Here is a 24192-nt window from a genome sequence, read left to right as displayed (position 1 = left end):
ACCGGTAGGTTCGGGGGGTGACCACCACCCCCGCCACCGGCCGAATCGTCCTGCTCACCGCCAGCCACCGGGTGGCCCCCGGGCTGCTGTCCTGGCCCGCGTGGCAGCTGCTGCACGCGGCCGACCGGGTGCTCTGCGCCGATCCCGGCCACCCCCAGCTGCCCTATCTGCGCGAGGCGGGCGTCACCGTGGAGATCGCCGCGCCCACCGCCCGCGAGCTGGTCGACCAGTGCGCCACGGGGGCGACCGTGGTGGTCGTCGCCACCGGCGAGGGCGAGGGGCCGCTGACCGACGGGCTCGCCCGGCTGGCGGGCTCGGGCCGCGAGGCCATGCCGGATCTTGAGCTGCTGCCCGGCTCGTACGACCTGCCCGGCAGCCGGCTGCTCGACCTCGTCCAGGTCATGGACCGGATCCGGGCCGAGTGCCCCTGGTCGGCGGCGAAGACCCACGAGGGGCTCGCGAAGTACGCCATCGAGGAGGCGTACGAGCTGGTCGAGGCGATCGAGGACGGCGACCGCGACGAACTGCGCGAGGAGCTGGGGGACGTCCTCCTCCAGGTCGTCTTCCACGCCAGGATCGCCGAGGAGGACGCCGAGGAGCCGTTCTCCGTGGACGATGTCGCCGCCACCATCGTGGAGAAGCTGATCCACCGGCATCCGCATGTCTTCGGCGAGGAGCACGCGGACACCCCGGACGAGGTCCGCGCGCACTGGCTGCGGGCGAAGGCCGAGGAGAAGGACCGGGAGTCGGTCACCGACGGCATTCCGCCGGGGCAGCCCGCGCTCGCGCTGGTCGCGAAGCTGGCGTCCCGGGTGCGGACGGCGGGTCTGGACGTGCCGCTCCCGGACACCGGCGGTACGGGCGCGGAGCTGCTGGCCCTCGCCGTCCGGGCGGACGCGGCGGGCACGGACCCGGAGGCGGAACTGCGTGCGGCGGGCCGCGCCTATCGCGCCGCCATCCGCGCGGCCGAATCGGCCGGGGAGACCGGGGCGGGCACCCGGGACCCGCACGGGGACGCGGAGTCCCACGAGAACACGTAACCGGCGGGGAAAAGGGCCGGTCCCGGCAGAGGCTCACGGGGGACGGGAGCGCTCTGCCGGGACCGGTGTCCGGGGCTCCGGCCCCGGCAGCCGCCCGCGGGGGACGGGTGGCGCCGCCGGGACCGGGCTGCGGGACCGCCGGTGCTCAGGCGGTGCCCGGGACGGGTGGTTCTACCCGCGGGTGTGGCCCGGGAGGGCCGGCGCGGCCCGGTGGACGGTGGGGGCGTCCGGCATGGACCAGGTGGCCACCGCGCAGCCGCAGGTGCAGAAGGCCGAGTCGGGGAGGGCCCGGTCCCGGGCCGGGTCTCCCGTACCGGCGGCCGACCCCGGTGCGGTGGTGCGGGTGGGGGGCAGGGTGACGCTGTTCACGGTCGTCGCCTTTCTCGGCGCTGGGTGGGTCGGGACAGGGGGAGGGCGGAGGGCTCAGGCCCTCGCGTACGGCGATTCGGGCTGGGGGCCGCTGCCCTCGCGGGCGGCGATCCACTTGTCGTGCAGCCACATCTGCGTGGCCCGCCGGCCCGCGGAGCCGTCCCAGCGGATGTCCCGCTCGTAGCTGATGACCTCGCCCTCGTCGTCCACGATCACCCAGGTGTAGAGGCCGTTCTCGTGGTGGCTCTTGACCTTGGCGCCGGAGATGGTGTGCTTGGCCCCGGACTCGTCGCGCACTTCCTCGTCGTGCTGGTCCACCCACTGCACGGACAGGCCCGCGGAGTGCTCCGGGACGAAGCGCTCCATCCAGTCGAAGGCCGCCTTCTCCGCCGTCGAGCTGGAGGGCACGGACGAGCCTGCGGCGTCCAGGGTCATCCGGGTGTAGCCGAGCAGGGTGCCCTCGCCGTCCACGACGGAGGTGATGTGCTCGCCGCCGATCGTGCGCTCGGTGCCCTGTTCGTAGCGGACGACGGTGACCGCGCGGTCCTCGTGCTTCTCCTCGCGGACCTGCACGGGCCGCCAGCCGTCCGGGATGGAGAGCCCCGCGTCGGCCAGGGACTGCTGGGACTGGCGGGCGGCGGCGGAGTTCTCCTGGGCGCTGCCCTGGGTCGCTGCTGTCACGTTCTTCTTCTCCTGCTTCTTCTCCCGCGCGCTCTGCGCGGCGTCGTCCACCGGTGCCCCGGGCGGACGGGTCTGCGTGCTGGTCGCGGTGGCGGTGGGGGAGGCGTCGCTGTCGTCGGCGTTGACCAGCAGCGTCGTGCCCAGCACGACGGCTCCGCCGAGGGCGAGGGCCGGGATGATGATGCGGGATCGCATGGGTGTGTCGTTCCTTCCTTGCGGTGTGGGCCTTCCGCGTGATGGCGGCGGTTGCGCGCCCTGCCGCGGACACGGCCGGTCCCCTCGTGGGGGATCGGAGCGGACCGGGCGGCTGCGCCCGGTGTGCCCGCGGGTGTTCAGCGGCGCAGTTGCTGCCCCGCGGCCGCCAGCGCCGCACCGGCGCACAGGACCCCGGCGATCACGGCGGAGACGGTCGCGAAGCTGTCGCCGGCGGACGTCGCCAGCAGAGGGCCGAGGCTCGCGCCGACGAAGAGGGTGAAGGTGTAGAGCGCGACGGCCGCGCCGCGGGCCGCTCCCGCCTGGGATCCGATGGCCTCGACCAGGGCCGGCGCGGTGACCGCGATACCGAAGACGAAGACGAACATCAGCGCGCCGAGGGTCACGAGACCGAGGCCGTCACCGGCGGCCAACAGGGCCGTCGCCCCGCTCACCGCGCCCGCCAGGAGCAGGGCCCCCACCACCCGGCGCGCGGCGGGCAGCCGGACGAGGAAGGGCGTGACCAGCGGGACCAGCACCATGGCGGGCAGCGAGCTGGCCCGCAGGAGCAGCATCGCGTCGGGCCTCTCGCTCAGCGAGCCGGGGCCCATGAGCTGGAGTGCGGTGTAGGCGGCGACGAAGCCGCACAGCAGGGTGAGTGTGGCCAGCAGGAACAGCACCAGCGACGGCTTGGTGAGCAGCCGGCCCATGGCCCGGTAGGCGTCCAGGGCCGAGGTGGTGGCGGTGTCGCGGTCGGGCAGGAGCACGGTGCGCAGCAGCACCGCGCCGCCGACCATGGCCGCGGCGCAGATCAGAAAGACGGTCTGCCAGTTCCAGGCTTCGGCCACGGACTGCGAGAAGACCTGGCCCAGCACGCCGGCTGAGAGGAACGAGCTGGTCAGCCAGGTCATGGCGGCGACCCGCCGGGCCGGTTCGACCCGTTCGGCGATATAGGCGAAGGCGGCGGGCGCGAAGGTGGCCGCCGCCAGGCCCTGCACGGCGCGGATGGCGCAGCCCACCACGAGGTTGGGCGCCAGGGTGACGGCGACCGTGGCGAGCGCGGTGATCAGCAGCCCGGTGACGATGAGCCGGCGCCGGCCGAAGCGGTCCGAGAGGGGCCCGGAGAACAGGAATCCGGCGGCGTACCCGAAGCCGAAGGCGGTGGTGGCCCAGCCGGCCGCCGAGGTGCTCGTGGACCAGGAGCCGGCGAGGTCGTCCAGGACCGGGAGCACGGTGTAGAGCTGTCCGACGATCAGGATGCCCACCGCGCACAGGGCCGGCACGGAGGTGCCGAAGGAGGCGTTCCCTTCCCCGGCCGCCGCCCCGGTCCCGGCCCCGGAGGAGGTCGGGGCCGGAACCGGGGTGGTGTGGGGGGAGGGGGAGGCGCCGCCGGCGTGTGGCACGCCTGGCGCGGGGGTCGGCGCGCCGACCCGAAGAGCCGACTGTGGCGTGACGTTCGAGTCGGTTGTCATGCCTCACATGAGACCAACCAACTAGTTGGGTGTCAAGGTAGTTCCAACTGTTTGGTTGGGTAAGGTGTGAGCATGGCAAGAGATACAGCCGTTACGAGGCAGAAGCTCCTGGGGGCCGCCCGGCAGGAGTTCGCCGCCCTGGGGGTGGCGGGCGCCCGGGTCGACCGCATCGCGGAGCGGGCCGGGGTCAACAAGGAGCGGGTCTATGGCCACTTCGGCAGCAAGGAGGGGTTGTTCGCGGCGACGGTGAGCGCCGCGATGGACGAACTCACCGAGGCGGTGGGCAAGCCGGGCGACGACGTCGCGGCCTGGGTGGGGTCGGTGTACGACTTCCACCGGGAGCGGCCCGAGCTGCTGCGGCTGCTGCTGTGGGAGGCGTTGAGCCATGGCGGGAGCGAGCTGCCCGGCGAGCAGCGGCGGGCCGACGGCTACGCCCTGAAGGTGGACGCCCTCGCGAGCCGGCTCGGTATCGGCTCCGGCCCCCGCGCGGCCGTCGTGCTGCTGTCCCTCATCGGCCTCGCGGCCTGGCCGAACGCGGTTCCTCAGCTCACCCGGCTGATCGTCGGCTCCCGTGTGGAGGAGGCGGATTCACCCGAGGTCGTCCGTGGTGCCGTGGTGGACCTGGCGGCGGGTCTGGTGAATGGAATTCGCGGGGCCGACGCGCCCGAGTAGCGGAGGTGGGGTGGCCGGGCGGCCCGTGTGAATTACGTTAAGCGTGTCACTCGGGCTTGCCAACCAACTGGATGTTTGGCAAGGTTTCACCTGTCGCGAGGAGTAAAGGGAAGTACTCCTGCGACAGGGGAACGTGCGGATAGACCTGTGGGGGGATCTATGTTCTGTGTATCAAGTAGCCCGGCCGCTCTTGTAAACAGCCAGGTCAGCGACCCAACTTGGGAGACCGTCGACTGTCTGGCCTGTACGCCCTGACCAGGTGTACTGGCCAACTGGCTTGTTTTCGCTGAATTGACCGCTGTCACCCTGGGCTGTCTCCATGCCGAATGGGTGAAGCTTTCTCAAGCGTACACTTTCGGCTCCGGTGCGGCCAACTCGGCGTGCCTGATGCGGATTTAACGATTCCTTATTGTTTTGTGTGTGCGCGCTGCGACGCCTGCAAGCCCATGTTCACGCACTGACATGTTCATGCGCCATGTGTCCGTGCGGACTCTCCGGGGTCCCGGCATCCCGTGACGCTCGGTTCGCGAGTTCTCCGGCTTCCGTTCGCGAGGCCTGCGCTCTCGGGTTCCCGAGTCGACGAGCCTGCCTGCCCCGAATGCCTTTCACGCTCCGTTATTTCCATGCTCCGTGATTTCCGCGGATGGTGAGGCTCCGCTTTTCTGTGCGGACTGCCGAACCTTGCCCACCGCGGCTCGAATCAGGACGCCACCCGCCTCCATGGGACAGGGGAGAACCACACGTCCCGTGGCAGGTCGCGGCGCCCGGCCCCGCGAGTCTGACCCACTCCGCGAGGCGGGCCCCCCACGCCGCCGAACCGTAGCCGCCCGGGCACATCGTGGTGCCGGTTGGCTGGTAATCGACCCTCTCGACTTTCTGGCGAAACGTGCCGTCTTCGCCTGCGGATCGCCATGTTTCCGCGGCCTGCCATCTGGTTTCCAAGGCCGTCACCACCCGATTTATCGGAGGAGCCATGTCCGAACACACCCTCAAGAGCGTCTGCTTGGTCGGGGACCGCTTCGCGTCCTTCGCCAGACACGAATCCGTGCGCACCGTCAGCAGCTTCGTATCCGCGGTCGGTTCGGGAACCTACGACGACCTCGCCGGACCCATGCTGCTGTGGGAGGGGCAGGGCATCGACGAGTTCGACCGCGGCTACATCCGCGCCGCCCTGGAGCGCGCCGGCCTGAGCCGCAAGATCCTGATGCAGCCCAACAACCCGGTCATCGCCGCACGGGCCGAGGCACACAAGTACCGCGAGGCGAACGTCCTGGTCGCGGGCTTGCAGCGGCAGGACGACCGCACCTACCGCGCCGGGCTGCGGCTGCACTCCGACAACGAGCTGCTGCTCGACCACCAGACCGGTGAGCACGTCCAGGGCATGGTCGCCATCGAGGCGTTCCGGCAGATGTTCATCGCGTTCTGCGAGAAGTTCGTCGCGTCCCAGTGGCCGCAGCGGAAGTACTACTACATCTGGCACTCGATGGAGATCAGCTTCGACAACTTCCTCTTCCCGCTCGACGCGGACATCACCTGCGTCGTGACCGAGTCCGACACCAGCGACCCGGCGAAGCTGAAGTTCACCGTCGAACAGGAACTCCACCAGACCGGCACCCGCGCGGCGCACGCGCGGACCACGTTCACCGCGTTCGACGCGGCCCGCCTGGCGCCCAAGGAACACCGCCTGGCCGCCGCCGCGGTGGCGAAGGCCCTGGGCGGCGGCGCCGAGGCACCCGTCGCCGTCGCCTGACCACCCCGTACACCCCTCGCACCTCCCCGTTCCTTCCCTTCCTCTCCCGTCCCCTCTTCCACGGTCCGCGCGCCGGACCGCACGAATGGAGTTCCTGTGACCGCTGTCCTCAGCCCAAGCGAGACCCGACCCGCCAAGAACAAGCCAGTCCACACCCGCAGCGGCCTGCTGCTGCTCTCGGTGGTCCTGCTCGCCGGCGTCACGGCCTGGCTCACCCTGATCGCGATCAACAACATCAACGACTTCGGCACCAACAAGGCCCTGCTTCAGGCCACCATGAACATGGAGGCCCTGATCGACGATCCGGTGCGCGGCAACGGCCTGGAATGGCGGGCCCTGCCCAACGAACTCGCCGCACCCGCCCTGATCGCCGTCATCGTCTACCAGCTCGCCACCGTCGCCCTGATGTGGCGTGCCGTCGCCACCGGCATCCGGGTGTTGAGATCGGACTCGCCCGGCCTGCTGGAGTACATCAGCCGGGTCAACCACTCCCTCGTCCTCTTCCTGCTCCTCTTCGCGGGCTTCCTCATCAGCGGCCTCTACTTCGGCTACTGGCTCCACCTCGGCCCGGTCCAGATGGTCCACTTCACCCTGCTGATCATCGGCGCCCTGGTGGCCCTGCTCACCAACCTCGTCCCCGTGGCCTCGCGCGCCCTGGAGCGGGAGGTGTCCCGATGACCACCGCCGTCATAGGGACCGGATCCTGGGTGCCCGAACGGGTGGTGACCAACGAGGAGGCCGTCGCCCACACCGGCGGCCCCAGCGGCTGGATCACCCGCAAGACCGGGATCGTCGAACGCCGCTGGGCCGCCCCGGAGACCACCACCGCGTACGCCGCCACCCGCGCCGCGCGCGCCGCGATGGAACGGGCCGGCATCGAGCCGGAGCAGGTCGGCGTGATCGCGCTGGCCACCTCCACACCCGACCGGCCCCAGCCGCCCACCGCCACCGCCGTCCAGGCCGCCCTGGGCGCGAGCGGCGCCGCCGCCCTCGACATCAACGGCGTCTGCACCGGCTTCATGTACGCCCTGGCCACCGCGCGCGGCATGCTCTCCAGCGGAGACCAGGGACGGTACGCGCTGGTCATCGGTGCCGACCTCTACTCGCGGATTCTCGACCCCACCGACCACCGCACGGTCGTGCTCTTCGGCGACGGAGCGGGCGCGGTCGTCATCGGCCCGGAGAGCGAACCGGGACGTGGGGAGATCATCGCCACCCGGCTCCGCAGCCACGGACACCTCGGCCGGCTGATCCACATGGAACCCGGCGACCACTTCCGCATGGACGGGGCGGGCGTGCGCGACTTCGTCCTCGCCGAGGTCCCGCTGGCCGTGAAGGACTTCCTGGCCGAACAGGGCGTCGACGGCCGGCAGATCCGCCATCTGGTCGCCCACCAGGCCAACGGCGTGATCCTCGACGCGCTGGTGCCGACCCTGGGGCTCGCCGAGGACGTCACCGTGCACCGCACCATCGACCGGTACGGCAACACCGCGTCCGCCTCCGTCCCCATCACGCTGGACGACGCGCACCGCCGGGACGCCCTGACCGGCGACGGGCTGACACTGCTGCTCGCCTTCGGCGGCGGCATGGCGACCGGGGCGGCCCTGCTGCGGGGCTGACCTGGACCCGGAACTCCCCCCACAGACGGTGAACAGGCGGTACGGACCCCCCACAGAGCCGCATTCCGGAAACCCCCCGTCCGGATTTCGGTCCCCCCACCCGTACCGCCTCCCCGTCGCCCCACCCTCCCCCCTCCCGGACCGGCCACGACCGCGCATCGCACGAAGGAGCCCGAGCCATGCCCACCCCCTCCTACCTGGTCTTCGCCGACGTCGACGAGACCCTGATCAACTGCAAGAGCATGTTCGACTTCCTTCAGTTCCGCATGATCGCCGAGCAGGGCATCCGGGGCGGCGCCGAATACCTCCGCATCCGCGCCGACGTCCAGGCCAAGGCCGACGCGGGCGTGCCACGGGAGGAGATCAACCGCTCCTACTACTCCCTCTACGCGGGCGAACCCGTCGACAGAGTCGCCGAACTGGCGGCCCGCTGGTTCGCCGAACGCGACGCGGCCGGCCTCTTCATCGAGAGCACGGAAGCCGCCCTGCGCGACCACCGCGCGCGGGGCGCCACCATCGTCCTGGTGTCGGGCTCCTTCCCGGCGCTCCTCGCCCCCGTCGCCGACCGGGTCGGCGCGGCCCACCTGCTGTGCACCCGCCCCCTGGAACACGAGGGCCGCTACACCGGAGAGGTCGAGGTCCCCGTGATCGGCGAGGCGAAGGCCGATGCGGTACGCACCCTCCTCGCCGCCCACCCCGGCGTCGACCCGTCCCAGTGCTACGCCTACGGCGACCACACCTCCGACATCCCGATGATGAACTGCGTCGGCATCCCCGTCGTCGTCGGCGACCACCCCGAGATGAAGTCCTATCTCGCGGAACGGGAAGTGACGGCGCTGCGCCTGCGGCTGAACCCGCTGCGCCCGACCGGCGGCCCGGAGGGCAGGCGGATCGGCGGCGAGGAGGGCACCGGCGTCCTCTTCGCCGGAACCGGCGCGCGCCCCTAGGCCCGCTCCCCCTGAAAGCCTGCTGCCCTCCCGGCCGGACGGACCCTCCTGCGTGGGCGGACCTGGGACCGCCCGGGGGTACGGCCGGCCGGCGCGCACACCGGGGCCCGAGGCGACCCCCGGTGGCGCGACGGCGGGCACGCAGGATGCCGGAGGCGATCCCGACAGCCGGTCGGGGTCCCTCCGGCATTTTGGTGCGCCCGGTACCTGCGGCCCGGCGCCCGGTACGCAGTGAAGATCGTCCGAATCACGGCCAACCGATCGCGCTCAGTGAACCCACCACCTCCACCGGCGCTCACCGGATCCACAAGGAACGGAACCCATCCGGGCCCGGGGGAAGACACTGGAGGACGTGTGCGCGGACGCACGAAGAGATCGCTGAGAGTGGCCCTCGCGGTCACGCTGGGGACGGCACTGACCGCCGGAGCCGCCGCGTCACCGGGGGAGCACCGGGACGGCGGGGCGGCCCGTCAGAGCACGAAGGGCGGGACGACGGTCACGCTGATCACCGGGGACCGGGTGGTCGTCGGCGCCGGGGGACGGATCACGCAGGTCCGGCCCGGCGAGGGCCGCGAGAGGATACCCGTCCGGACCGAACGCGCCGGGGGACGCACCTACGTCGTCCCGTACGACGCACAGCGCCTGATCGCGGCCGGGAAGCTCGACCGGCGGCTGTTCGACGTCACCGAACTGGCGAGCCCCGAGGGGCGCCGGCTCCACGGCGACGGCGTGAAGGCCATCGTCAGCTACGCGGGCCCGGCGGCGGGATCCGCGAAGAAGGACGTACGCGGGGCACGGGCGACCACGGTCCACCGGACCCTGCCGGCCGTCGGCGCCGAGGCCGTCGCCGCCGAATCCCCCACCGGGGCGGGCGACCTGTGGGACGCGCTCACCCGCACCACCCGCGGCGGAGCGCTCACGACCACCGCCGGCATCGAGAAGGTCTGGCTCGACGCCGTCGTGAAGGCCAGCCTCGACCGCACCACCCGCCAGATCGGCGCTCCGAAGGCCTGGTCGCGCTCGTACGACGGCACCGGGGTGAAGATCGCCGTCCTCGACACCGGCATCGACACGAGCCACCCCGACCTCGCGGGCCGCGTCGTCGCCGAACGGAACTTCTCCAGCGCCCCCGGCACCGGCGACCGCCGGGGCCACGGCACCCATGTCGCGTCGGCGGCCGCCGGCACGGGCGCCGCGTCCGGCGGCACCCACCAGGGCGTCGCACCCGGCGCGACCCTCCTCAACGGCAAGGTCCTCAACGACCACGGCTCCGGCAGCACGTCCGGGATCCTCGCGGGCATCGACTGGGCCGTCGCCCAGGGCGCCGACGTCATCAACATGAGCCTCGGCGGCGACGACTCCCCGGGCATCGACCCGATGGAAGCCCTGGTCAACAAGTACACGGCCGAGAAGGGCATCCTCTTCGCGATCGCCGCGGGCAACTCCGGATCGGGCCCCTCGACCGTCGACTCCCCCGGCTCTGCCGCCGGGGCGCTCACCGTCGGCGCGGTCGATGACGACAACGCCATCGCCGACTTCTCCAGCCGCGGCCCCCGCTTCGACGGCGGCGGCGTCAAGCCGGACGTCACCGCCCCCGGAGTGGCCGTCACCGCGGCCGCCGCCACCGGTACCGGCTCCGCCACCGGGAACCCGCCGCCCGGCTACACGAACAAGGACGGCACCTCCATGGCCGCCCCGCACGCGGCGGGCGCGGCGGCGATCCTCAAGCAGCAGCACCCCGACTGGACCGGCTCCCGGATCAAAGCGGCCCTCACCGGATCCGCCGACCCCGGCCCGTACGGCGTCTGGGAACAGGGCACCGGCCGGATCGACATCGACCGGGCCACCACCCAGAACGTCGTCGCCGAACCCGCGTCGATCTCCCTCGGCGACCAGCGGTGGCCCCACGACGACGCCGTGCCCGTCACCGAGAAGATCACCTACCGCAACACGGGTACGACGGACCTCACCCTGGACGTGTCCCTCGCCGCCGCGACCGGCCCTGACGGCCTCTTCACCCTCAGCACGCCCCGGCTGACCGTCCCCGCAGGCGGGACCGCGTCCCTCGACGTGACCGCCGACATCCGGGCCGCCGCCGACGGTCGGTATCAGGCCATTGTCGTGGCCAAGGGCGCCGACGGCCGGACGGTGGTGCGCACGGCCACCACCGTGAACCGCGAACCCGAGTCGTACGACCTCACCATCAAGGCCATCGGCCGCGACGGCAGGCCCGACCCGAACGCGACCGCCGGAATCGGTTTCCCCGCCGGGGAATCCCCCGACAGGGCCGTGGCGGTCGACCCCGCCACCGGGGAGGGGACCGTACGGCTCCCCAAGGGGCGCTACGCCCTCACCGGCCAGTCGTACGACCCGGTGACCGACGACACCGACCTGATGGTCCGGCCCCTGCTGGACCTGAAGGGCGACACCACCGTCGTCCTCGACGCCCGCACCACCAGGCCGTTCCGGGTCACCGTGCCCGACCCCGAGGTCCGAGAGGGGATCACGGACCTCTCGTACGTGGTGCGCCAGGGGGCGTCGACGTACGAGTGGCAGTCCGGGTTCCACTCCCTCAACAGCGTACGGAGCGCGCACGTCGGCCCCGCCCTGACCGGCGGCGGCACCGTGACCCACCACGCCTTCAGCAGCTGGCAGAAGCCCGGAACCGACTACACCACCGCCCACAAGGGCAGCGGCACCCGCTTCCCGGCCGGCCTCAGCAAGCACTACCGCCCCTCGGACTTCGCCCGGGTGGACGTCGGCCTCGGCGCCTCCGTCCCCGGCAAGTCCAGCCAGTACATGGCGTACGGCGAGTTCGCCCCCGGCCTGGGTTCCAGCACGCTGGTGCACCAGCGTGCGCAGTCCCGCCGGACCAGCTACCTGACCACGGCCCAGGGCATCCGGTGGACCCTGGAACACGACCAGCTGAGCACGCCCGACGACTGGCGGAACCCCGAGTCGGCACACTGGTCGGCCGCGCCGGAGAAGTTCCGGGCCGGGAAGAAGTACCGCGTCGACCTCAACACCGCCGTCCACGGCCCGCTGGTCAACGGGACGTTCGGCGTGTTCCGCGAGGGCGACGCGCTCCAGGCCCATCTGCCGCTGTTCGCCGACGGCCGGGGCAACGCGGCCGACTCCACGTACGCCACGGCCCGGACCACGCTCCACCGGGGTACGAGCCTGGTCGGCCGGGCCGACCGGCCGACGGACGCGGGCGAGCTGTTCACCGCACTGCCGCCGAAGAAGGCGACCTACACCCTGGCGACGTCGGTCACCCGGCCCACGAGTGTCACCAGGGTGGCGACGCGGGTGGACGCGTCATGGACGTTCCGCTCGCAGCGCACGTCCGAGTTCAGCCAACTGCCGCTGTCGATCGCCCGGTTCACCCCGTCGGTGGGCCTGGACTCCACGGCTCCGGCGGGCCGCGTCCAGACGTACCCGGTGACGGTGCAGGGCCCGGCGGCCGGGAAGAGCCTCAAGTCGCTGAGTGTGTCGGTGTCGTACGACGGCGGGAAGAGCTGGCGGAAGGCCGTGGTGAAGGACGGCCGGGTGACGGTGAAGAGCCCGGCGAAGGGGAAGGGGATCGCGCTGCGGGCGACGGTCGCCGACAGGCAGGGCAACAAGGGGTCGATGACGATCCACAACGCGTACCGGGGGAAGTGACGGTGGCGGTGTGACGTGCCCGCGCCCACCGGCTCTGACGGGCCGGTGGGCGCGGGACGCTGGGCGCTGTGCCTTTAGACGGTCGCGGTCCTGGCGAGGGTCACCAGGCCGGTGAAGGCGCGGGTGGAGACGGTGAGGACCGGGCCGTCGGGACGCTTGCTGTCGCGGAGGGGGACGATGCCGGTGGTGGTGGCGTGTGCGGGGGCCCATTCGACGCAGGTGCCGCCGCTGCCGCTGTAGGAAGACTTGATCCAGTTCATCACGGCCTGCCCTTCCGGAGGTTAGACCGTTGCGTGCCTGGCGAGGGTCACGAGTCCGGTGAAGGCGTCGGTGGAGACCATGAGGACCGGTCCGCCCGGACGCTTGCTGTCGCGGACGGGGACGATGCCGGTCGTGGAGGCGTGATCCGGTGCCCACTCAACGCAGGAACCGCCGTTGCCGCTGTAGGAGGACTTGATCCAGTTGAGGGATTCGGTCGTCACGGGGTGCCCTTCCGTATCTGACTGATCATGGCGACAGACTCCGCTTGGGAGGGCGCTTCTGTCTGTAGTTGATGGTAGGCCCTCATCAGCGGCAGTACAGAAGTGATGCCGCGCTCCAGGTAGCCCTGGGTCTGGGATTCGACATACGCGACCATGGATCGGTCCGCGAGCGTCAGCAGGTTCACCAATCGGTTGAAGGGGCGCAGTTCCCCCATGGTGAACGGAGCGACCTGGAGCGAGGTGTTCGGCTGCTGGGCAAACTCGATCAGCCGCCCCAACTGCTCTTTCATGACGCCGGGCCCACCGATCGGGCGGCGGATGCAGCTCTCGTCCAGGACCACGATCATGAGCGGTGGCACGGCCCGTACCAGCGCGGCTTGCCGATCTATCACGAACTCGACTCGTTCAGCGGCTTGTTCACCCGTGATGGAGCCTCGCCGGACGTTGGCCGCTTCGAGGGATGCCGCGTACGCGTGCGTCTGAAGCGGCCCCGGGATCAGGCCGGTGTCGAACAGCCGGATCTCCGCTGCCCGGCCTTCGAGTCCGATGTATTCCGGGAACCCTTCGATCAGGCTCCCATTCTTGATCTCGCGGTACTGGCGTTCGAAGGAGTTGAACCTGTAACCAGTACCGAAAGCTTCGTCGGCGTGGCGCGCGAACTGCAAAGTCGGCATCCTGCGGCCAGTTTCAACGTGCGAGATCTGGGTGCCGGAGTACTGCATCCGTACCCCCAACTCTTCCTGGTTCCACCCCCTCTCCTCCCGCAAACGGCGGATGCGTGCTCCAAACGCTGCTTGCGGCGAGGCGTTGGGATTCAGTTCCTTGATGTTCACCACATGGGCACCAACTTTTCGTGCAGCGCCGTCTATTTGCGGCGATCCAGAGCCTGGGCCACGCTGATTTCACTCAGCGATGGCCACGCTACGGAGAGGAATGGCTGTGCTCAAGGGTGAACTGACGGTCGGCGATCTCGCGTTCGACATCGTGGCGAAGATGTTGGGAAGGGTTATGGCGGTGTACGGGTCGGTGTACTTCCTGCGGCCGGTGAATGGCGGGCGGGAGTGGGAGGCGTCGCGGGAGGAGATCCGCCCGGCGTCGGTGCGCGACCGGCAGCTGGTGTGACGGTGGCCCGGCGTTTGCGGCGGCTCATATCCCGCCGCGTACGGGTGGCGGTCGCCGTGACGCTCTACCTGGGCACGGTCGGCCTGCTGCTCACGGCGGCGCTCCCGGTCCTGAGGCCGCCCGCCCTGTGACCCCACCTCCCTCAGACGCCGCTCACGCGCCTGCCCCGCGTGTGAGCGGCCCCGGGGCCCCGGCCGTCCCTCCCCCGCACCGGGGCCGGCCGGGGCCCCACCCCCTTCATCCCCTTGTGTCCGAAGGAGACACTCATGGCACACGCCGACATCGACCCCACCGCCCCGCCCCGCCGCCGGATCGGAGCCGTGGTCCTCGTCCAGGACCCGGCCGGCCGGATCCTGCTCGTGAAGCCCACGTACAAGCCCGGCTGGCAGCTCCCCGGAGGCGGAGCCCACGCCGGCGAACCGGTCGCCGAGGCCGCCGAACGCGAACTCGCCCAGGAAACCGGCCTCCGGCTGAGGATCAGCCACTTCCTCGCCCTCGACCAGATCCCCGCCAACCCCACCACCGGCACCGCCGAAGGATTCAACATCGTCTGCGACGGCGGCACCCTCACCCGCTCCCACGCAGCCACCGCCACCATCCCCGAACCCGCCCGCACCGAACTCGAAGACCTCCACTGGATCCCCCTCGGCCAACTCGGCGAATACGCCCGCCCCTACCAGGAACGCCGCATCCGAGCCGCCCTCCACGCCCAACAACGCCGCGAATCCCTCCCCCTCCTCCACCACGGCACACCCATCCTCTAGGCGGAGTCGACCGGATGGTTGCCCGTCCGGTCGTACGCGTCGCTGCCCGTCCGTACCTGGTACGAGCGTCTTCTTCCTTGTATCCAGGAAGGGTCGACGAACCCACGCCGGATGAGGGACTGCCTTGCACGACCACGAGAACGTGAAAGCCGCCGGGGCCGACAAGAGGCGCCCCTCTCCCCGTGTGCCGTCCTCCGTGCCGCAGCCCGCGCGATGGGGCGGTCTGGCCGGTCTCCAGGCGACGGCGGGCAATGCCGCCGTCGTGCAGATGCTCCGCAGGGCCGGCCACCCGGGGGCGCAGCCCGATCAGCATCAGCACAACGCCGGCTGCGGGCATCAGGGCAACGGGCCCGCTGTGCAGCGTTCCGCCGTGCACGATGTGCTGCGGACCCCCGGCCGGGCCCTGGACGAGGCGACGCGCAGCGACATGGAAGCCCGTCTCGGCGCGGACTTCTCGGATGTCCGCATTCACAACGACAGTGCCGCCCGTGCCTCCGCCGCCGAGGTGGGCGCCCGCGCCTACACCTCCGGCACCCATGTCGTGATCGGCGACGGCGGCGCGGACAAACACACCCTGGCGCACGAACTCACCCACGTGATCCAGCAGCGCCAGGGCCCCGTCTCGGGGACGGACAACGGCTCCGGCCTCAGCGTCTCCGACCCGTCCGACCGGTTCGAACGCGAGGCCGAGGCCAACGCGAGACGGGCGATGTCCGTGTCGCCCCCGTCGGCAGTCTCCTCCTCGGAGCAGCAGGCCGGGGGTACGGGCGGGCGCGTTGCCGGGCAGCCGGCGATCCAGCGGATCATCTACGACACGGTGGAGAACGGCGGGACCGAAGAGCTGTTTCTGGAGAGTCGGGGAGACGCCCTCGCGCACTTCGCGAACCGTGGCTTTACCGAGAACATGCTGAACCGGCTCGGGGAGATGGCCGCGGATGAAGATGAGATGTACACGCAAGCCGAGGCGATGGCGAGGGTGCGTAACACCGTCACCGGCGCGATCAACGGCATCACTCCTGGCGAGATCAACTTCCTGGCCGCTCTCGCGAATGACCGTGAGCAGGTGTCGGCCTACGACCCGGACATGATGCCGATGGCGCAGACCCTTATCGGCAGGGCCCTCCGCGCTGCGGGGCTCCCCGAGAATTCGGTGGTGGCGAACAGGGCGTCCATTGCCGAGTTCGGCCACCATGTGCCGCACACCGACATTTTCGTGCCGCACCCGGGACCGTGGATCCATTTGGCAGCACCCAACGATCTGGCCACCTGCCTGGAGCATGTGCTGGGGCCGTCGAGCCACGCCTCCGTGCTGACCGACAACGAGCCCACTCAGGGGTTCGCGCAAACCCTCACCGCCAGAATCGACGCGCTCAACAACGCCAACGCCGACACACCGGACTACATACCTCTGACCTACACCGTGACGGATCCGGAGCTGCGGGAGGGCGGGACCGCCGAGCTGGGAAACAACCTCGGGGACCGGTCCAGCGTCCCGTACAAGACCGTCCACTACCCGAACTACAGAGTGATCCGCATCTCCCGTGCCTGAGGGCCACCGCTGATCGCCTGCGGGAACGGGCCGCCACCGGCCTCAGGTCAGTGGAGTCCGGACGAGCACGGGCCGCGCTCGATGGACATCGGGTGGCCCGCGTCGTCGTACACCGTCGTCACCTTCACGGAGCCGTGGCACTCGGGGTCGGCGCACGGCTCGGTCAGCTCGACCACGGCGCCGATCATGCGGACGCGCTGCCAGGTGTTGCCGCACCGGCCGCACCGGCCGAAGAAGTAGACGCCTGCGAGACAGTGTTCACACCGGCGGCCCGGTGACGGTCGGAAAGGGGTCAAGTCCATGGAAGTCTCCCTTCCCATCCAAGATGCCCATCCCGGACGGCGGGGGAACGCGCAATCCGGGGCCCTGCCCGCCCGCGTCGACGGGGTGGCCCGTACCCCTTCTTCCCCGGCTCGGGGTACCGGTCCGCCTGTGCCGGCTGTGTGGGTGGGGGGTGCAGGGTCGCCCCCGCAGGGGATCGGCGGGAAGTCCTGCTCGCGCTGACCGTGGGCCTTCGGTCCGCCGACCCCGAGGAGGTGAGCCCGGAGGCCCCCGCCAACCCGCACCACACCCGGCCCCGGGACCACCCGAACAAATCCAGCCCGTCCGGCGATTGAGGACGGACCAGCACCCTGCCCAGCCGCACAGGCGAACGTCCCGCAGTGTGCGGGCCATCGTCGGGGACCAGTCCCCGAACCCCTGCGCCTCAATCGCCGGCGGGGCTGGTTTTTGCTCGGGTCGACGGCGAGGCGGGTTTGTGCGGGTCGGCCCGGGACCGGGTGTGGTGCGGGTTGGCGGGGCCTCCGGGCTCACCTCCTCGGGGTCGGCGAGCGTACTCACCAAGTTTTGTGCGGGTCGGCCTCCGCCGATCCCCTGCGGGGGCGACCCTGCACCCCCCACCCACACAGCCGGCACAGGCGGACCGGTACCCCAGGCGGGGGGAAGACAGGTGCGGGCCCCCGTACCGACACGGGCCCCGCAGCGCGAGGCCACCCTCGTGCAGGGTGCGGGCGGCCGGTACCCCGTGCCGGGGAAGGGGGTGCGGGCCCCCGTACCGACACGGGCCCCGCAGCGCGAGGCCACCCTCGCGCAGGGTGCGGGCGGCCGGTACCCCGTGCCGGGGAAGGGGGTGCGGGACCCCGTACCGACACGGGCCCCGCAGCGCGAGGCCACCCTCGCGCAGGGCGCGGGCGGCCGGTACCCCGTGCCAGGGAAGGGGGTGCAGCCCTTCGTACCGACACGGGCCGGGCAGGGCCTTGCCATTCCCGGGGTCAGACGGCCCGCTCGATGGCTTCAAAGATGTCCGCGTCCGTCTGCTGCTGCCACGCGGGCAGGTCGGCCCAGTCGGCGACGTACCCGGGCTTCGGGTCCTCGAAGTGCTTGAACATCTGCGCGGTCCAGCAGATCGCGACGAAGCGGCCCTTCTGCTCGCGGGTGAGCCGTGCGGCGTGACCGTCGCTGGTCGTGATGAAGTCGCGCACCTGCCCGTAGACGGCTGCGGCGGCTGCGCGCTCCCACTCGGGCGTCTGGTCCCACGGCGTGACGTAACCGGGCTTCGGCTCGCCGGGGTAGTGCTTGGTCACACCGGCAATCCACGCCTCGCGGAAGATCCGACCGTCACTCATGCACGTGTCCCTCTCGTCATGCGGTACGCGACAGCGCCGCGATTCGGTGATCCAGGTCCGAGGCTCGGGCATCGGACAGGAGCGGGGCAAGACTCTCCCGAAGCCCGTCCAGCTTCCTGCCGATGAATCCGGAGTTCGACCGGTCGGCCAGGTTGATGACCGTCTCCGCGTGAACCGCTGCCGGAGCGGCCGGGCGCCCCCGTACCCGTACCCGGGAGAAGGCGGCGCGGGCCCACCGCACCGCACACCCCTACCGCAGCCGTTCTCCACCATGGCCGGATACCGTCGAAGGGTGAGCGAAACCCCTCCCCCCGCCCCCGAACTCTTCACCTGGGAGTTCGCGACCGACCCGTACCCCGCCTACGCCTGGCTCCGCGAGCACGCCCCGGTGCACCGGACCCGGCTGCCCAGTGGCGTCGAGGCGTGGCTCGTGACCCGGTACGCGGATGCCCGGCAGGCGCTGGCCGATCAGCGGCTGTCGAAGAATCCGGCGCATCACGCGGAGCCCGCGCACGCCAAGGGGAAGACGGGCATCCCGGGGGAGCGCAAGGCCGAGCTGATGACGCACCTGCTCAATATCGACCCGCCGGATCACACACGGCTGCGCCGGCTGGTCTCCAAGGCGTTCACTCCGCGCCGGGTGGCGGAGTTCGCGCCCCGGGTGCAGGAGCTGACGGACCGGCTGATCGACGGGTTCGCGCAGAAGGGGGAGGCGGACCTGATCCACGAGTTCGCGTTCCCGCTCCCCATCTACGCCATCTGCGATCTGCTGGGTGTCCCGCCGGAGGACCAGGACGACTTCCGGGACTGGGCCGGGATGATGATCCGGCACGGGGGCGGGCCGCGCGGTGGGGTCGCGCGGTCGGTGAAGAAGATGCGGGGGTATCTGCTGGAGCTGATCCACCGCAAGCGCGGCGATCTCGGGGACGATCTGATCTCGGGTCTGATCCGGGCGAGCGACCACGGGGAGCATCTGACGGAGAACGAGGCCGCGGCGATGGCCTTCATCCTGCTTTTCGCCGGTTTCGAGACCACGGTCAATCTCATCGGCAACGGGACCTTCGCGCTGCTGCGCGACCCGGTGCAGCGGGGCCGGCTCCAGGAGTCCCTGGCGGCGGGTGAGCGGGGTCTGCTGGAGACCGGGGTGGAGGAGTTGCTGCGGTACGACGGGCCGGTGGAGATGGCGACGTGGCGGTTTGCCACGGAGCCGCTGGTGATCGGTGGTCAGGCGATCGCGGTGGGTGATCCGGTGCTGGTGGTGCTGGCCGCGGCGAACCGGGATCCCGAGCGGTTCGAGGGGCCGGACGTGCTGGATCTGTCGCGGCGGGACAGCCAGCATCTGGGGTACGGGCACGGCATCCATTACTGCCTCGGGGCGCCGCTCGCGCGGCTGGAGGCGCAGACCGCGCTGGCGACCCTTTTCACCCGGTTGCCGGACCTCCGACTCGCGGCGGATCCGTCCGATTTGCGGTGGCGCGGTGGCCTGATTATGCGGGGATTGCGCACCCTGCCCGTTGAGTTCGATTTCGGCGGGAGAGCGCAGGGAATTGACGAGCCGTCAGGGTCGTGATGTTCGCGTGATCTCCGCTGCATCGACTTGTGACTGATGTTCGACTGCGGCTACGTTCACCCCGTCTCAGCAGTCTCGCGAAAGGCAACCGCATGCTCACCGGGAATGGTCGACATCGCCGACCCCGTCAGGCTCCGGCACTCGTCGTCGCGGCGGGAGTGACAGGATCGGCCATCGCGATCCCGCTCCTGGGCGCCGGCTCGGCGACCGCCGCCGAGTCCGCCACATGGGACCGCGTGGCCGAATGCGAGAGCGGTGGCGCCTGGAGCGCCGACACCGGCAACGGTTATTACGGCGGTCTCCAGCTGTCGCAGCAGACCTGGGAGAACTTCGGCGGTCTGGACATCGCCGACCGCCCCGATCTCGCCAGCCGCGCCCAGCAGATAGCCGTGGCCGAGAAGGTTCTCGCGGCCCAGGGCGCCAAGGCGTGGGCCACGTGCGCCGAGATGGCCGGTCTGACCGCCTCCGGCACCGGTACAGGCACGGACGCCGGTACGGGCACGGGCGCGGCCGGGAAGACCACCTCGGAGGCCCCCGCGGCCGGGAAGCCGGCCAAGAGGTCCGCCACGGCGCCGGAGAAGGCCGGGAAGGCGGCCGGGCAGGAGGCCGGGAAGTCGGCCGACAGCGGCACCGCCCGCGACACCGCCACCCCGGACGCGAAGGCGTCGGGCGGGGGCGGCGGCAAGGGCACGGAGGGCGCCACCGAGGGGACCGACCCCGCGCCGGCCCGTACCCAGGGCGTCGGCAACGGCCCCGACCGCACCACCGGCTCCGGTACCGAGGCCCCGGCGGGCGGCGGCAAGCACCGGGGCGCACCCGCCGACGAGGCGGCCGACGGCACCACCCCGGCGGCCGACGCCTCCTCACCGGCCGGTACGGCCGCCTCGGACGAGGTCCGGGACCGGGCGGCCGACACCCCGCAGACCTCGCGCGGCGGCGACGCGGCCCGCGACGGCGCGGCGTTGTCCGGTGCGGCACAGAAGGCCGGTGTCACGGTCGGGACCGGCGCGGCGGGCACCTCGCCGTCCGCGTACACCGTCCAGCCGGGCGACAGCCTCTCCGCCATCGCCGAGGCCGAGAAGGTCGAGGGCGGGTGGAACTCCCTCTATGAGCGCAACAAGAAGGAGGTCGGCGCCGACCCCGACCTGATCCACCCTGGTCAGAGCCTGGATCTCAGCGCCGCGCAGCAGTAGTTGCGCCGGGGTTTGTCCTGGTTTGCAGAAATGAGACAAGGGTCTCTTTGCGAAATCTCTGCCCCGGCTCGATCCGGAATATTGAATTCCAGGCCTCACCTGCGGAAACGTCAAGATCCGGAGTGGTGAGATGGGCGATTTCTCCCCGATGTTCATCTTTGAACATCGGGGAGGGCTGTGCGTACGGTCTGACCGCTCGCCACAGCGGGCACCGTCGACCGTCACGCCGAATCCTGCCGTCGGTCGGGGGGAAACACGACGCTCACAGCGCCGGAGGCAGGAGCGGGGGACCCAAGGTTTGCGCCGGTCCCGGCCGCTGACGAACGGTTCGTGAACCGTTCGCCCAGCAGTCGAACCGGCTGGGGGTGAAGCCGTGCGCCAGTCGCACGGCCGGGCAACTCACTTGGCCCGAACCCGACAGCTCACTTCGCAGGCGTCGGTGAGGGAGATCTCCATGCTGTTTTCCGGCAAGGGCAAGCACCGCCGTCCGTCCAAGGCCGTCCGCGTCGTGACCTTCGCCGGTGTCACCGGCGCCGCTGTCGCCGCCCCGCTGATGGGCGCGAGCACCGCCACCGCCGCCACGGCCGCCGAGTGGGACAAGGTCGCCCAGTGCGAGTCCGGCGGCAACTGGTCCATCAACACCGGCAACGGCTACTACGGCGGCCTCCAGTTCTCGGCCTCCACCTGGGCCGCGTACGGCGGCACCGCCTACGCCCCGACCGCCGACAAGGCCAGCAAGTCGCAGCAGATCGCCATCGCCGAGAAGACCCTCGCGGGTCAGGGCAAGGGTGCCTGGCCGAAGTGCGGCGTGGGCCTCTCCAGCACCCCGTACGGCGGCGGCTCCACCACCGCCCCGGTGCAGCAGGCCCCGAAGCAGGCCACCAAGCCGGCCCCGCAGCAGCAGGCGCCCCAGCAGCAGGCCGCCCCGCAGCAGCGCGCCGAGGCCCCGGTGACCCGCTCCGCCGAGCGCGCCCCCGCCGCCGCCCCGGTGCAGCAGCAGTCCGCCCCGTCCCAGGCCCCGGCCAAGGGCTTCCTCAAGGGCGACGGCGAGTACGCGGTGCAGGCCGGCGACACGCTCAGCTCCATCGCCGAGGCCAAGGGCGTCAAGGGCGGCTGGCAGAAGCTGTTCCAGCTGAACGAGGACATCGTCGACAACGCCGACGTCATCTACGTGGGTCAGCAGCTCCACCTGCGCTGACCCGCCCCCCGGGTGCTTCCCGGGCCACGGACCGCCCCGGTCCGGCGCGCTTCCCCCCGTTCGCGCCGGACCGGGGCTCCGGCCTTTCCCGGGCCCGATCCCTCGTACCAACCGCTACTGAGCGGTAGCTTTGCGGCGTTTTGCCCCGCCCTGCTGTATTTCTTTATCTTTTTCGTCCCAGCGGTCGGGCATCCGAGGGGACGGACCCCGCCCGCCGGTTAGGCTCTTGTCGCAAGGCCGATCGCGGCCCTGCACTCCATGCGTCACATCCCAGAAGGAGATGCTCGTGCCGTCCATCGACGTCGTCGTAGCCCGGGAAATCCTGGACTCCCGAGGCAACCCCACGGTCGAGGTCGAGGTCGGCCTCGACGACGGCAGCACCGGTCGTGCTGCCGTTCCGTCCGGCGCCTCGACCGGTGCCTTCGAAGCCATCGAGCTTCGTGACGGCGACCCCAACCGCTACCTCGGCAAGGGCGTCGAGAAGGCCGTCCTCGCGGTCATCGAGCAGATCGGCCCCGAGCTGGTCGGCTACGACGCCACCGAGCAGCGCCTGATCGACCAGGCCATGTTCGACCTGGACGCCACCCCGGACAAGTCGTCCCTCGGCGCCAACGCCATCCTCGGCGTCTCCCTCGCCGTGGCCCACGCCGCCTCCGAGGCGTCCGACCTGCCGCTCTTCCGCTACCTGGGCGGCCCGAACGCGCACCTGCTGCCCGTTCCGATGATGAACATCCTCAACGGTGGGTCGCACGCCGACTCCAACGTCGACATCCAGGAGTTCATGATCGCCCCGATCGGCGCGGAGTCCTTCTCCGAGGCCCTTCGCTGGGGCGCCGAGGTCTACCACACCCTCAAGAAGGTGCTGAAGACCAAGGGCCTGTCCACCGGTCTCGGCGACGAGGGCGGCTTCGCCCCGAACCTGGAGTCCAACCGCGCCGCGCTCGACCTCATCGTCGAGGCCATCACGCAGGCCGGTTACATCCCCGGCGAGCAGATCGCGCTCGCGCTCGATGTCGCCGCCTCCGAGTTCTACAAGGACGGCAAGTACGAGTTCGAGGGCAAGTCCCGCTCGGCCGCCGAGATGACCGAGTACTACGAGGAGCTGGTCTCCGCGTACCCGATGGTCTCCATCGAGGACCCGCTGTTCGAGGACGACTGGGCGGGCTGGAAGGTCCTCACCGACAAGCTGGGCTCCAAGGTCCAGATCGTCGGCGACGACCTCTTCGTCACCAACCCGGAGCGCCTCGCCCGCGGCATCGAGGAGGGCTCGGCCAACGCGCTCCTCGTCAAGGTCAACCAGATCGGCTCGCTCACCGAGACGCTGGACGCCGTCGAGCTGGCCCAGCGCAACGGCTTCAAGTGCATGATGAGCCACCGTTCCGGCGAGACCGAGGACGTCACCATCGCCGACCTCGCGGTCGCGGTGAACTGCGGCCAGATCAAGACCGGCGCCCCGGCCCGCTCGGACCGCGTCGCCAAGTACAACCAGCTCCTGCGCATCGAGGAGATCCTGGACGACGCGGCGGTCTACGCGGGCCGCAGCGCGTTCCCCCGCTTCAAGGGCTGACAAAGCCCCCGCGGGGCGGCACCCCCGGGCAGTACAGCCCCGTCGTACCGGCGTCCCCGGCCTCGGTCCCGTACCGTGTCCGGGGACGCCGCCACGTCGGCGTGCGTGCCGGAGAGCACGGCGGAGTGCGACGGCGGAGTACAGGGGAGGCGGACACGACATGGCCGGGAAGGACCGCGACCGGTTCTCCACCGCGACCAGGCTGCGACTGCTCGGGGAGCAGACCGCCGCCCGCGTCCACCGCTCGCAGAGCCGCCGGCAGGCCCGCCGCTCCCGGCTCACCGGCCGTGCGGCCTTCCTCGCCCTGGTCGTCTGCTCGCTGGTGGTGGCGCTCGCCTACCCCATGCGGCAGTACGTGGCCCAGCGCGGCGACATGGCCGAGCAGCGGGAGAGAATGGCCGAGGCGGAGCGCGAGGTCGAACGCCTGCGGGACGAGAAGGCCCGGCTCCAGGACGACACGTACATCCGGCGCCTGGCCCGGGAGCATCTGCACTATGTGCTGCCGGGCGAGGCCGGATACACCATGATCGACCCCAGGGCGTCCGAACGGCCCCGTGACGGGGACGACGCGGAGGGCCGCCCCTGGTACTCGAACGTCTGGGACGGCGTGGACCGCGCGGACCGCCCCTGACCGACCGGGCCGGCCGCCCACGTACCCCTCTGTGCCCGGGTACGCCCTCCGTACCAGCAGAACCACCGAGCGCAGAACCACCGAGA

24 protein-coding genes and 1 riboswitch are annotated in these 24192 nt (G+C 71.1%); of the genes, 16 read left to right on the top strand and 8 right to left on the bottom strand.

Translation table 11 applies throughout. The features are described from left to right. The first annotated feature begins 17 nt into the window (after positions 1–17). Positions 18–1040, top strand: a complete 1023-nt coding sequence (locus SYYSPA8_RS33960) for a nucleoside triphosphate pyrophosphohydrolase (RefSeq protein ID WP_323451278.1) — start codon at positions 18–20, stop codon at positions 1038–1040. A gap of 171 nt (positions 1041–1211) precedes the next feature. Here the strand turns inward: SYYSPA8_RS33960 and SYYSPA8_RS33955 are convergent, their stop codons facing one another. The 3 genes from SYYSPA8_RS33955 to SYYSPA8_RS33945 form a co-directional block, all read right to left on the bottom strand. Continuing rightward, the gene (locus tag SYYSPA8_RS33955; protein ID WP_323451277.1) at positions 1212–1409 is read right to left on the bottom strand and encodes a hypothetical protein; all 198 of its coding nucleotides are present in this window, start codon (positions 1407–1409) and stop codon (positions 1212–1214) included. Between the two features lie 54 nt (positions 1410–1463). Beyond that, entirely contained in the window at positions 1464–2285 is an 822-nt protein-coding gene (locus tag SYYSPA8_RS33950; protein WP_323451276.1) for a hypothetical protein, read from the bottom strand. Between the two features lie 137 nt (positions 2286–2422). Next, positions 2423–3754: an MFS transporter gene (locus tag SYYSPA8_RS33945; RefSeq protein ID WP_323451275.1), complete on the bottom strand. Its 1332-nt coding sequence runs from the start codon at positions 3752–3754 to the stop codon at positions 2423–2425. A gap of 72 nt (positions 3755–3826) precedes the next feature. On the opposite strand from SYYSPA8_RS33945, the gene SYYSPA8_RS33940 reads away from it, so the two are divergent. The 6 genes from SYYSPA8_RS33940 (at position 3827) to SYYSPA8_RS33915 (ending at position 12405) form a co-directional block, all read left to right on the top strand. After that, the gene (locus SYYSPA8_RS33940; protein WP_323451274.1) at positions 3827–4426 is read left to right on the top strand and encodes a TetR/AcrR family transcriptional regulator; all 600 of its coding nucleotides are present in this window, start codon (positions 3827–3829) and stop codon (positions 4424–4426) included. Between the two features lie 973 nt (positions 4427–5399). Beyond that, positions 5400–6176 carry an AfsA-related hotdog domain-containing protein gene (locus tag SYYSPA8_RS33935; RefSeq protein ID WP_323451273.1) on the top strand — a complete coding sequence of 259 codons (777 nt, stop codon included), beginning with the start codon at positions 5400–5402 and terminating at the stop codon, positions 6174–6176. Positions 6177–6272: 96 nt separating this feature from the next. Continuing rightward, on the top strand, positions 6273–6854 hold the full coding sequence (locus tag SYYSPA8_RS33930) for a DUF2165 family protein (protein WP_323451272.1): 582 nt from the start codon (positions 6273–6275) through the stop codon (positions 6852–6854). Next, positions 6851–7795, top strand: coding sequence for a 3-oxoacyl-ACP synthase III family protein (locus tag SYYSPA8_RS33925; RefSeq protein ID WP_323451271.1), 945 nt, complete (start codon positions 6851–6853; stop codon positions 7793–7795). Before SYYSPA8_RS33930 ends, SYYSPA8_RS33925 begins: the two co-directional genes overlap by 4 nt. Before the next feature lie 179 nt (positions 7796–7974). Then, entirely contained in the window at positions 7975–8742 is a 768-nt protein-coding gene (locus tag SYYSPA8_RS33920; protein ID WP_323451270.1) for an HAD family hydrolase, read from the top strand. A 354-nt stretch (positions 8743–9096) separates the two neighbouring features. Then, positions 9097–12405, top strand: a complete 3309-nt coding sequence (locus SYYSPA8_RS33915; RefSeq protein ID WP_323451269.1) for a S8 family peptidase — start codon at positions 9097–9099, stop codon at positions 12403–12405. Between the two features lie 74 nt (positions 12406–12479). On the opposite strand, the gene SYYSPA8_RS33910 is transcribed toward SYYSPA8_RS33915, so the two are convergent. Genes SYYSPA8_RS33910 through SYYSPA8_RS33900 form a run of 3 tightly spaced genes read right to left on the bottom strand, consistent with a single transcriptional unit; the run spans position 12480 to position 13720 of the window. Beyond that, positions 12480–12665 carry a DUF397 domain-containing protein gene (locus SYYSPA8_RS33910; RefSeq protein ID WP_323451268.1) on the bottom strand — a complete coding sequence of 62 codons (186 nt, stop codon included), beginning with the start codon at positions 12663–12665 and terminating at the stop codon, positions 12480–12482. A gap of 21 nt (positions 12666–12686) precedes the next feature. After that, positions 12687–12887, bottom strand: coding sequence for a DUF397 domain-containing protein (locus tag SYYSPA8_RS33905; protein WP_323451267.1), 201 nt, complete (start codon positions 12885–12887; stop codon positions 12687–12689). Then, the gene (locus SYYSPA8_RS33900; protein ID WP_323451266.1) at positions 12884–13720 is read right to left on the bottom strand and encodes a helix-turn-helix domain-containing protein; all 837 of its coding nucleotides are present in this window, start codon (positions 13718–13720) and stop codon (positions 12884–12886) included. The genes SYYSPA8_RS33905 and SYYSPA8_RS33900 overlap by 4 nt, the downstream gene beginning before the upstream one ends. Positions 13721–13820: 100 nt before the next feature. Here SYYSPA8_RS33900 and SYYSPA8_RS33895 point away from each other — a divergent pair, with 100 nt between their 5' ends. From SYYSPA8_RS33895 to SYYSPA8_RS33880, 4 genes are all read left to right on the top strand, one after another. Further along, a complete protein-coding gene (locus SYYSPA8_RS33895) occupies positions 13821–14009 on the top strand; it encodes a hypothetical protein (RefSeq protein ID WP_323449374.1) in 189 nt (62 codons plus the stop codon). A gap of 2 nt (positions 14010–14011) precedes the next feature. Further along, positions 14012–14140: a hypothetical protein gene (locus SYYSPA8_RS33890; RefSeq protein WP_323449373.1), complete on the top strand. Its 129-nt coding sequence runs from the start codon at positions 14012–14014 to the stop codon at positions 14138–14140. Positions 14141–14275: 135 nt separating this feature from the next. Continuing rightward, positions 14276–14773 carry an NUDIX domain-containing protein gene (locus SYYSPA8_RS33885; protein ID WP_323451265.1) on the top strand — a complete coding sequence of 166 codons (498 nt, stop codon included), beginning with the start codon at positions 14276–14278 and terminating at the stop codon, positions 14771–14773. A gap of 124 nt (positions 14774–14897) precedes the next feature. Further along, a complete protein-coding gene (locus SYYSPA8_RS33880; RefSeq protein WP_407706145.1) occupies positions 14898–16322 on the top strand; it encodes an eCIS core domain-containing protein in 1425 nt (474 codons plus the stop codon). Positions 16323–16369: 47 nt separating this feature from the next. Here the strand turns inward: SYYSPA8_RS33880 and SYYSPA8_RS33875 are convergent, their stop codons facing one another. Both SYYSPA8_RS33875 and SYYSPA8_RS33870 read right to left on the bottom strand, forming a co-directional pair. Then, on the bottom strand, positions 16370–16624 hold the full coding sequence (locus SYYSPA8_RS33875; RefSeq protein WP_323451264.1) for a hypothetical protein: 255 nt from the start codon (positions 16622–16624) through the stop codon (positions 16370–16372). Positions 16625–17593: 969 nt separating this feature from the next. Continuing rightward, positions 17594–17947 (bottom strand): hypothetical protein, encoded by a 354-nt coding sequence (locus tag SYYSPA8_RS33870; protein WP_323451263.1) that lies wholly within the window; start codon positions 17945–17947, stop codon positions 17594–17596. 271 nt (positions 17948–18218) lie between these two features. On the opposite strand from SYYSPA8_RS33870, the gene SYYSPA8_RS33865 reads away from it, so the two are divergent. The 5 genes from SYYSPA8_RS33865 (at position 18219) to SYYSPA8_RS33845 (ending at position 24106) form a co-directional block, all read left to right on the top strand. After that, entirely contained in the window at positions 18219–19517 is a 1299-nt protein-coding gene (locus tag SYYSPA8_RS33865) for a cytochrome P450 family protein (protein WP_407706144.1), read from the top strand. Between the two features lie 158 nt (positions 19518–19675). After that, complete coding sequence (locus SYYSPA8_RS33860) at positions 19676–20710, top strand: transglycosylase family protein (RefSeq protein ID WP_323451261.1); 1035 nt, start codon at positions 19676–19678, stop codon at positions 20708–20710. Between the two features lie 258 nt (positions 20711–20968). Next, positions 20969–21161, top strand: a riboswitch (cyclic di-AMP (ydaO/yuaA leader). A gap of 3 nt (positions 21162–21164) precedes the next feature. Next, positions 21165–21908 carry a transglycosylase family protein gene (locus SYYSPA8_RS33855; protein WP_323451260.1) on the top strand — a complete coding sequence of 248 codons (744 nt, stop codon included), beginning with the start codon at positions 21165–21167 and terminating at the stop codon, positions 21906–21908. A gap of 280 nt (positions 21909–22188) precedes the next feature. Then, the gene (gene eno, locus SYYSPA8_RS33850; RefSeq protein ID WP_323451259.1) at positions 22189–23475 is read left to right on the top strand and encodes a phosphopyruvate hydratase; all 1287 of its coding nucleotides are present in this window, start codon (positions 22189–22191) and stop codon (positions 23473–23475) included. Positions 23476–23635: 160 nt separating this feature from the next. Further along, positions 23636–24106 (top strand): FtsB family cell division protein, encoded by a 471-nt coding sequence (locus SYYSPA8_RS33845; RefSeq protein WP_323451258.1) that lies wholly within the window; start codon positions 23636–23638, stop codon positions 24104–24106. Positions 24107–24192 lie beyond the last annotated feature (86 nt).

Origin of the sequence: Streptomyces yaizuensis, assembly GCF_034961445.1 — a bacterium.
Taxonomy (GTDB): Bacteria; Actinomycetota; Actinomycetes; order Streptomycetales; family Streptomycetaceae; genus Streptomyces; species Streptomyces yaizuensis.
Note: the sequence above shows the minus strand (reverse complement) of the source record. Positions and strands in the feature narration are given on the sequence as shown.

Bases quoted from the DNA above. Each gene is read 5' to 3' on its own strand.
- SYYSPA8_RS33940 (WP_323451274.1), top strand. From the start codon at position 3,827: ATGGCAAGAGATACAGCCGTTACGAGGCAGAAGCTCCTGGGGGCCGCC.
- SYYSPA8_RS33855 (WP_323451260.1), top strand. From the start codon at position 21,165: ATGCTGTTTTCCGGCAAGGGCAAGCACCGCCGTCCGTCCAAGGCCGTC.
- SYYSPA8_RS33885 (WP_323451265.1), top strand. From the start codon at position 14,276: ATGGCACACGCCGACATCGACCCCACCGCCCCGCCCCGCCGCCGGATC.
- SYYSPA8_RS33845 (WP_323451258.1), top strand. From the start codon at position 23,636: ATGGCCGGGAAGGACCGCGACCGGTTCTCCACCGCGACCAGGCTGCGA.
- SYYSPA8_RS33920 (WP_323451270.1), top strand. From the start codon at position 7,975: ATGCCCACCCCCTCCTACCTGGTCTTCGCCGACGTCGACGAGACCCTG.
- SYYSPA8_RS33875 (WP_323451264.1), bottom strand. From the start codon at position 16,624: ATGGACTTGACCCCTTTCCGACCGTCACCGGGCCGCCGGTGTGAACAC.
- SYYSPA8_RS33895 (WP_323449374.1), top strand. From the start codon at position 13,821: ATGGCTGTGCTCAAGGGTGAACTGACGGTCGGCGATCTCGCGTTCGAC.
- SYYSPA8_RS33945 (WP_323451275.1), bottom strand. From the start codon at position 3,754: ATGACAACCGACTCGAACGTCACGCCACAGTCGGCTCTTCGGGTCGGC.
- SYYSPA8_RS33910 (WP_323451268.1), bottom strand. From the start codon at position 12,665: ATGAACTGGATCAAGTCTTCCTACAGCGGCAGCGGCGGCACCTGCGTC.
- eno (WP_323451259.1), top strand. From the start codon at position 22,189: ATGCTCGTGCCGTCCATCGACGTCGTCGTAGCCCGGGAAATCCTGGAC.
- SYYSPA8_RS33865 (WP_407706144.1), top strand. From the start codon at position 18,219: ATGGCCGGATACCGTCGAAGGGTGAGCGAAACCCCTCCCCCCGCCCCC.
- SYYSPA8_RS33950 (WP_323451276.1), bottom strand. From the start codon at position 2,285: ATGCGATCCCGCATCATCATCCCGGCCCTCGCCCTCGGCGGAGCCGTC.
- SYYSPA8_RS33925 (WP_323451271.1), top strand. From the start codon at position 6,851: ATGACCACCGCCGTCATAGGGACCGGATCCTGGGTGCCCGAACGGGTG.
- SYYSPA8_RS33870 (WP_323451263.1), bottom strand. From the start codon at position 17,947: ATGAGTGACGGTCGGATCTTCCGCGAGGCGTGGATTGCCGGTGTGACC.
- SYYSPA8_RS33935 (WP_323451273.1), top strand. From the start codon at position 5,400: ATGTCCGAACACACCCTCAAGAGCGTCTGCTTGGTCGGGGACCGCTTC.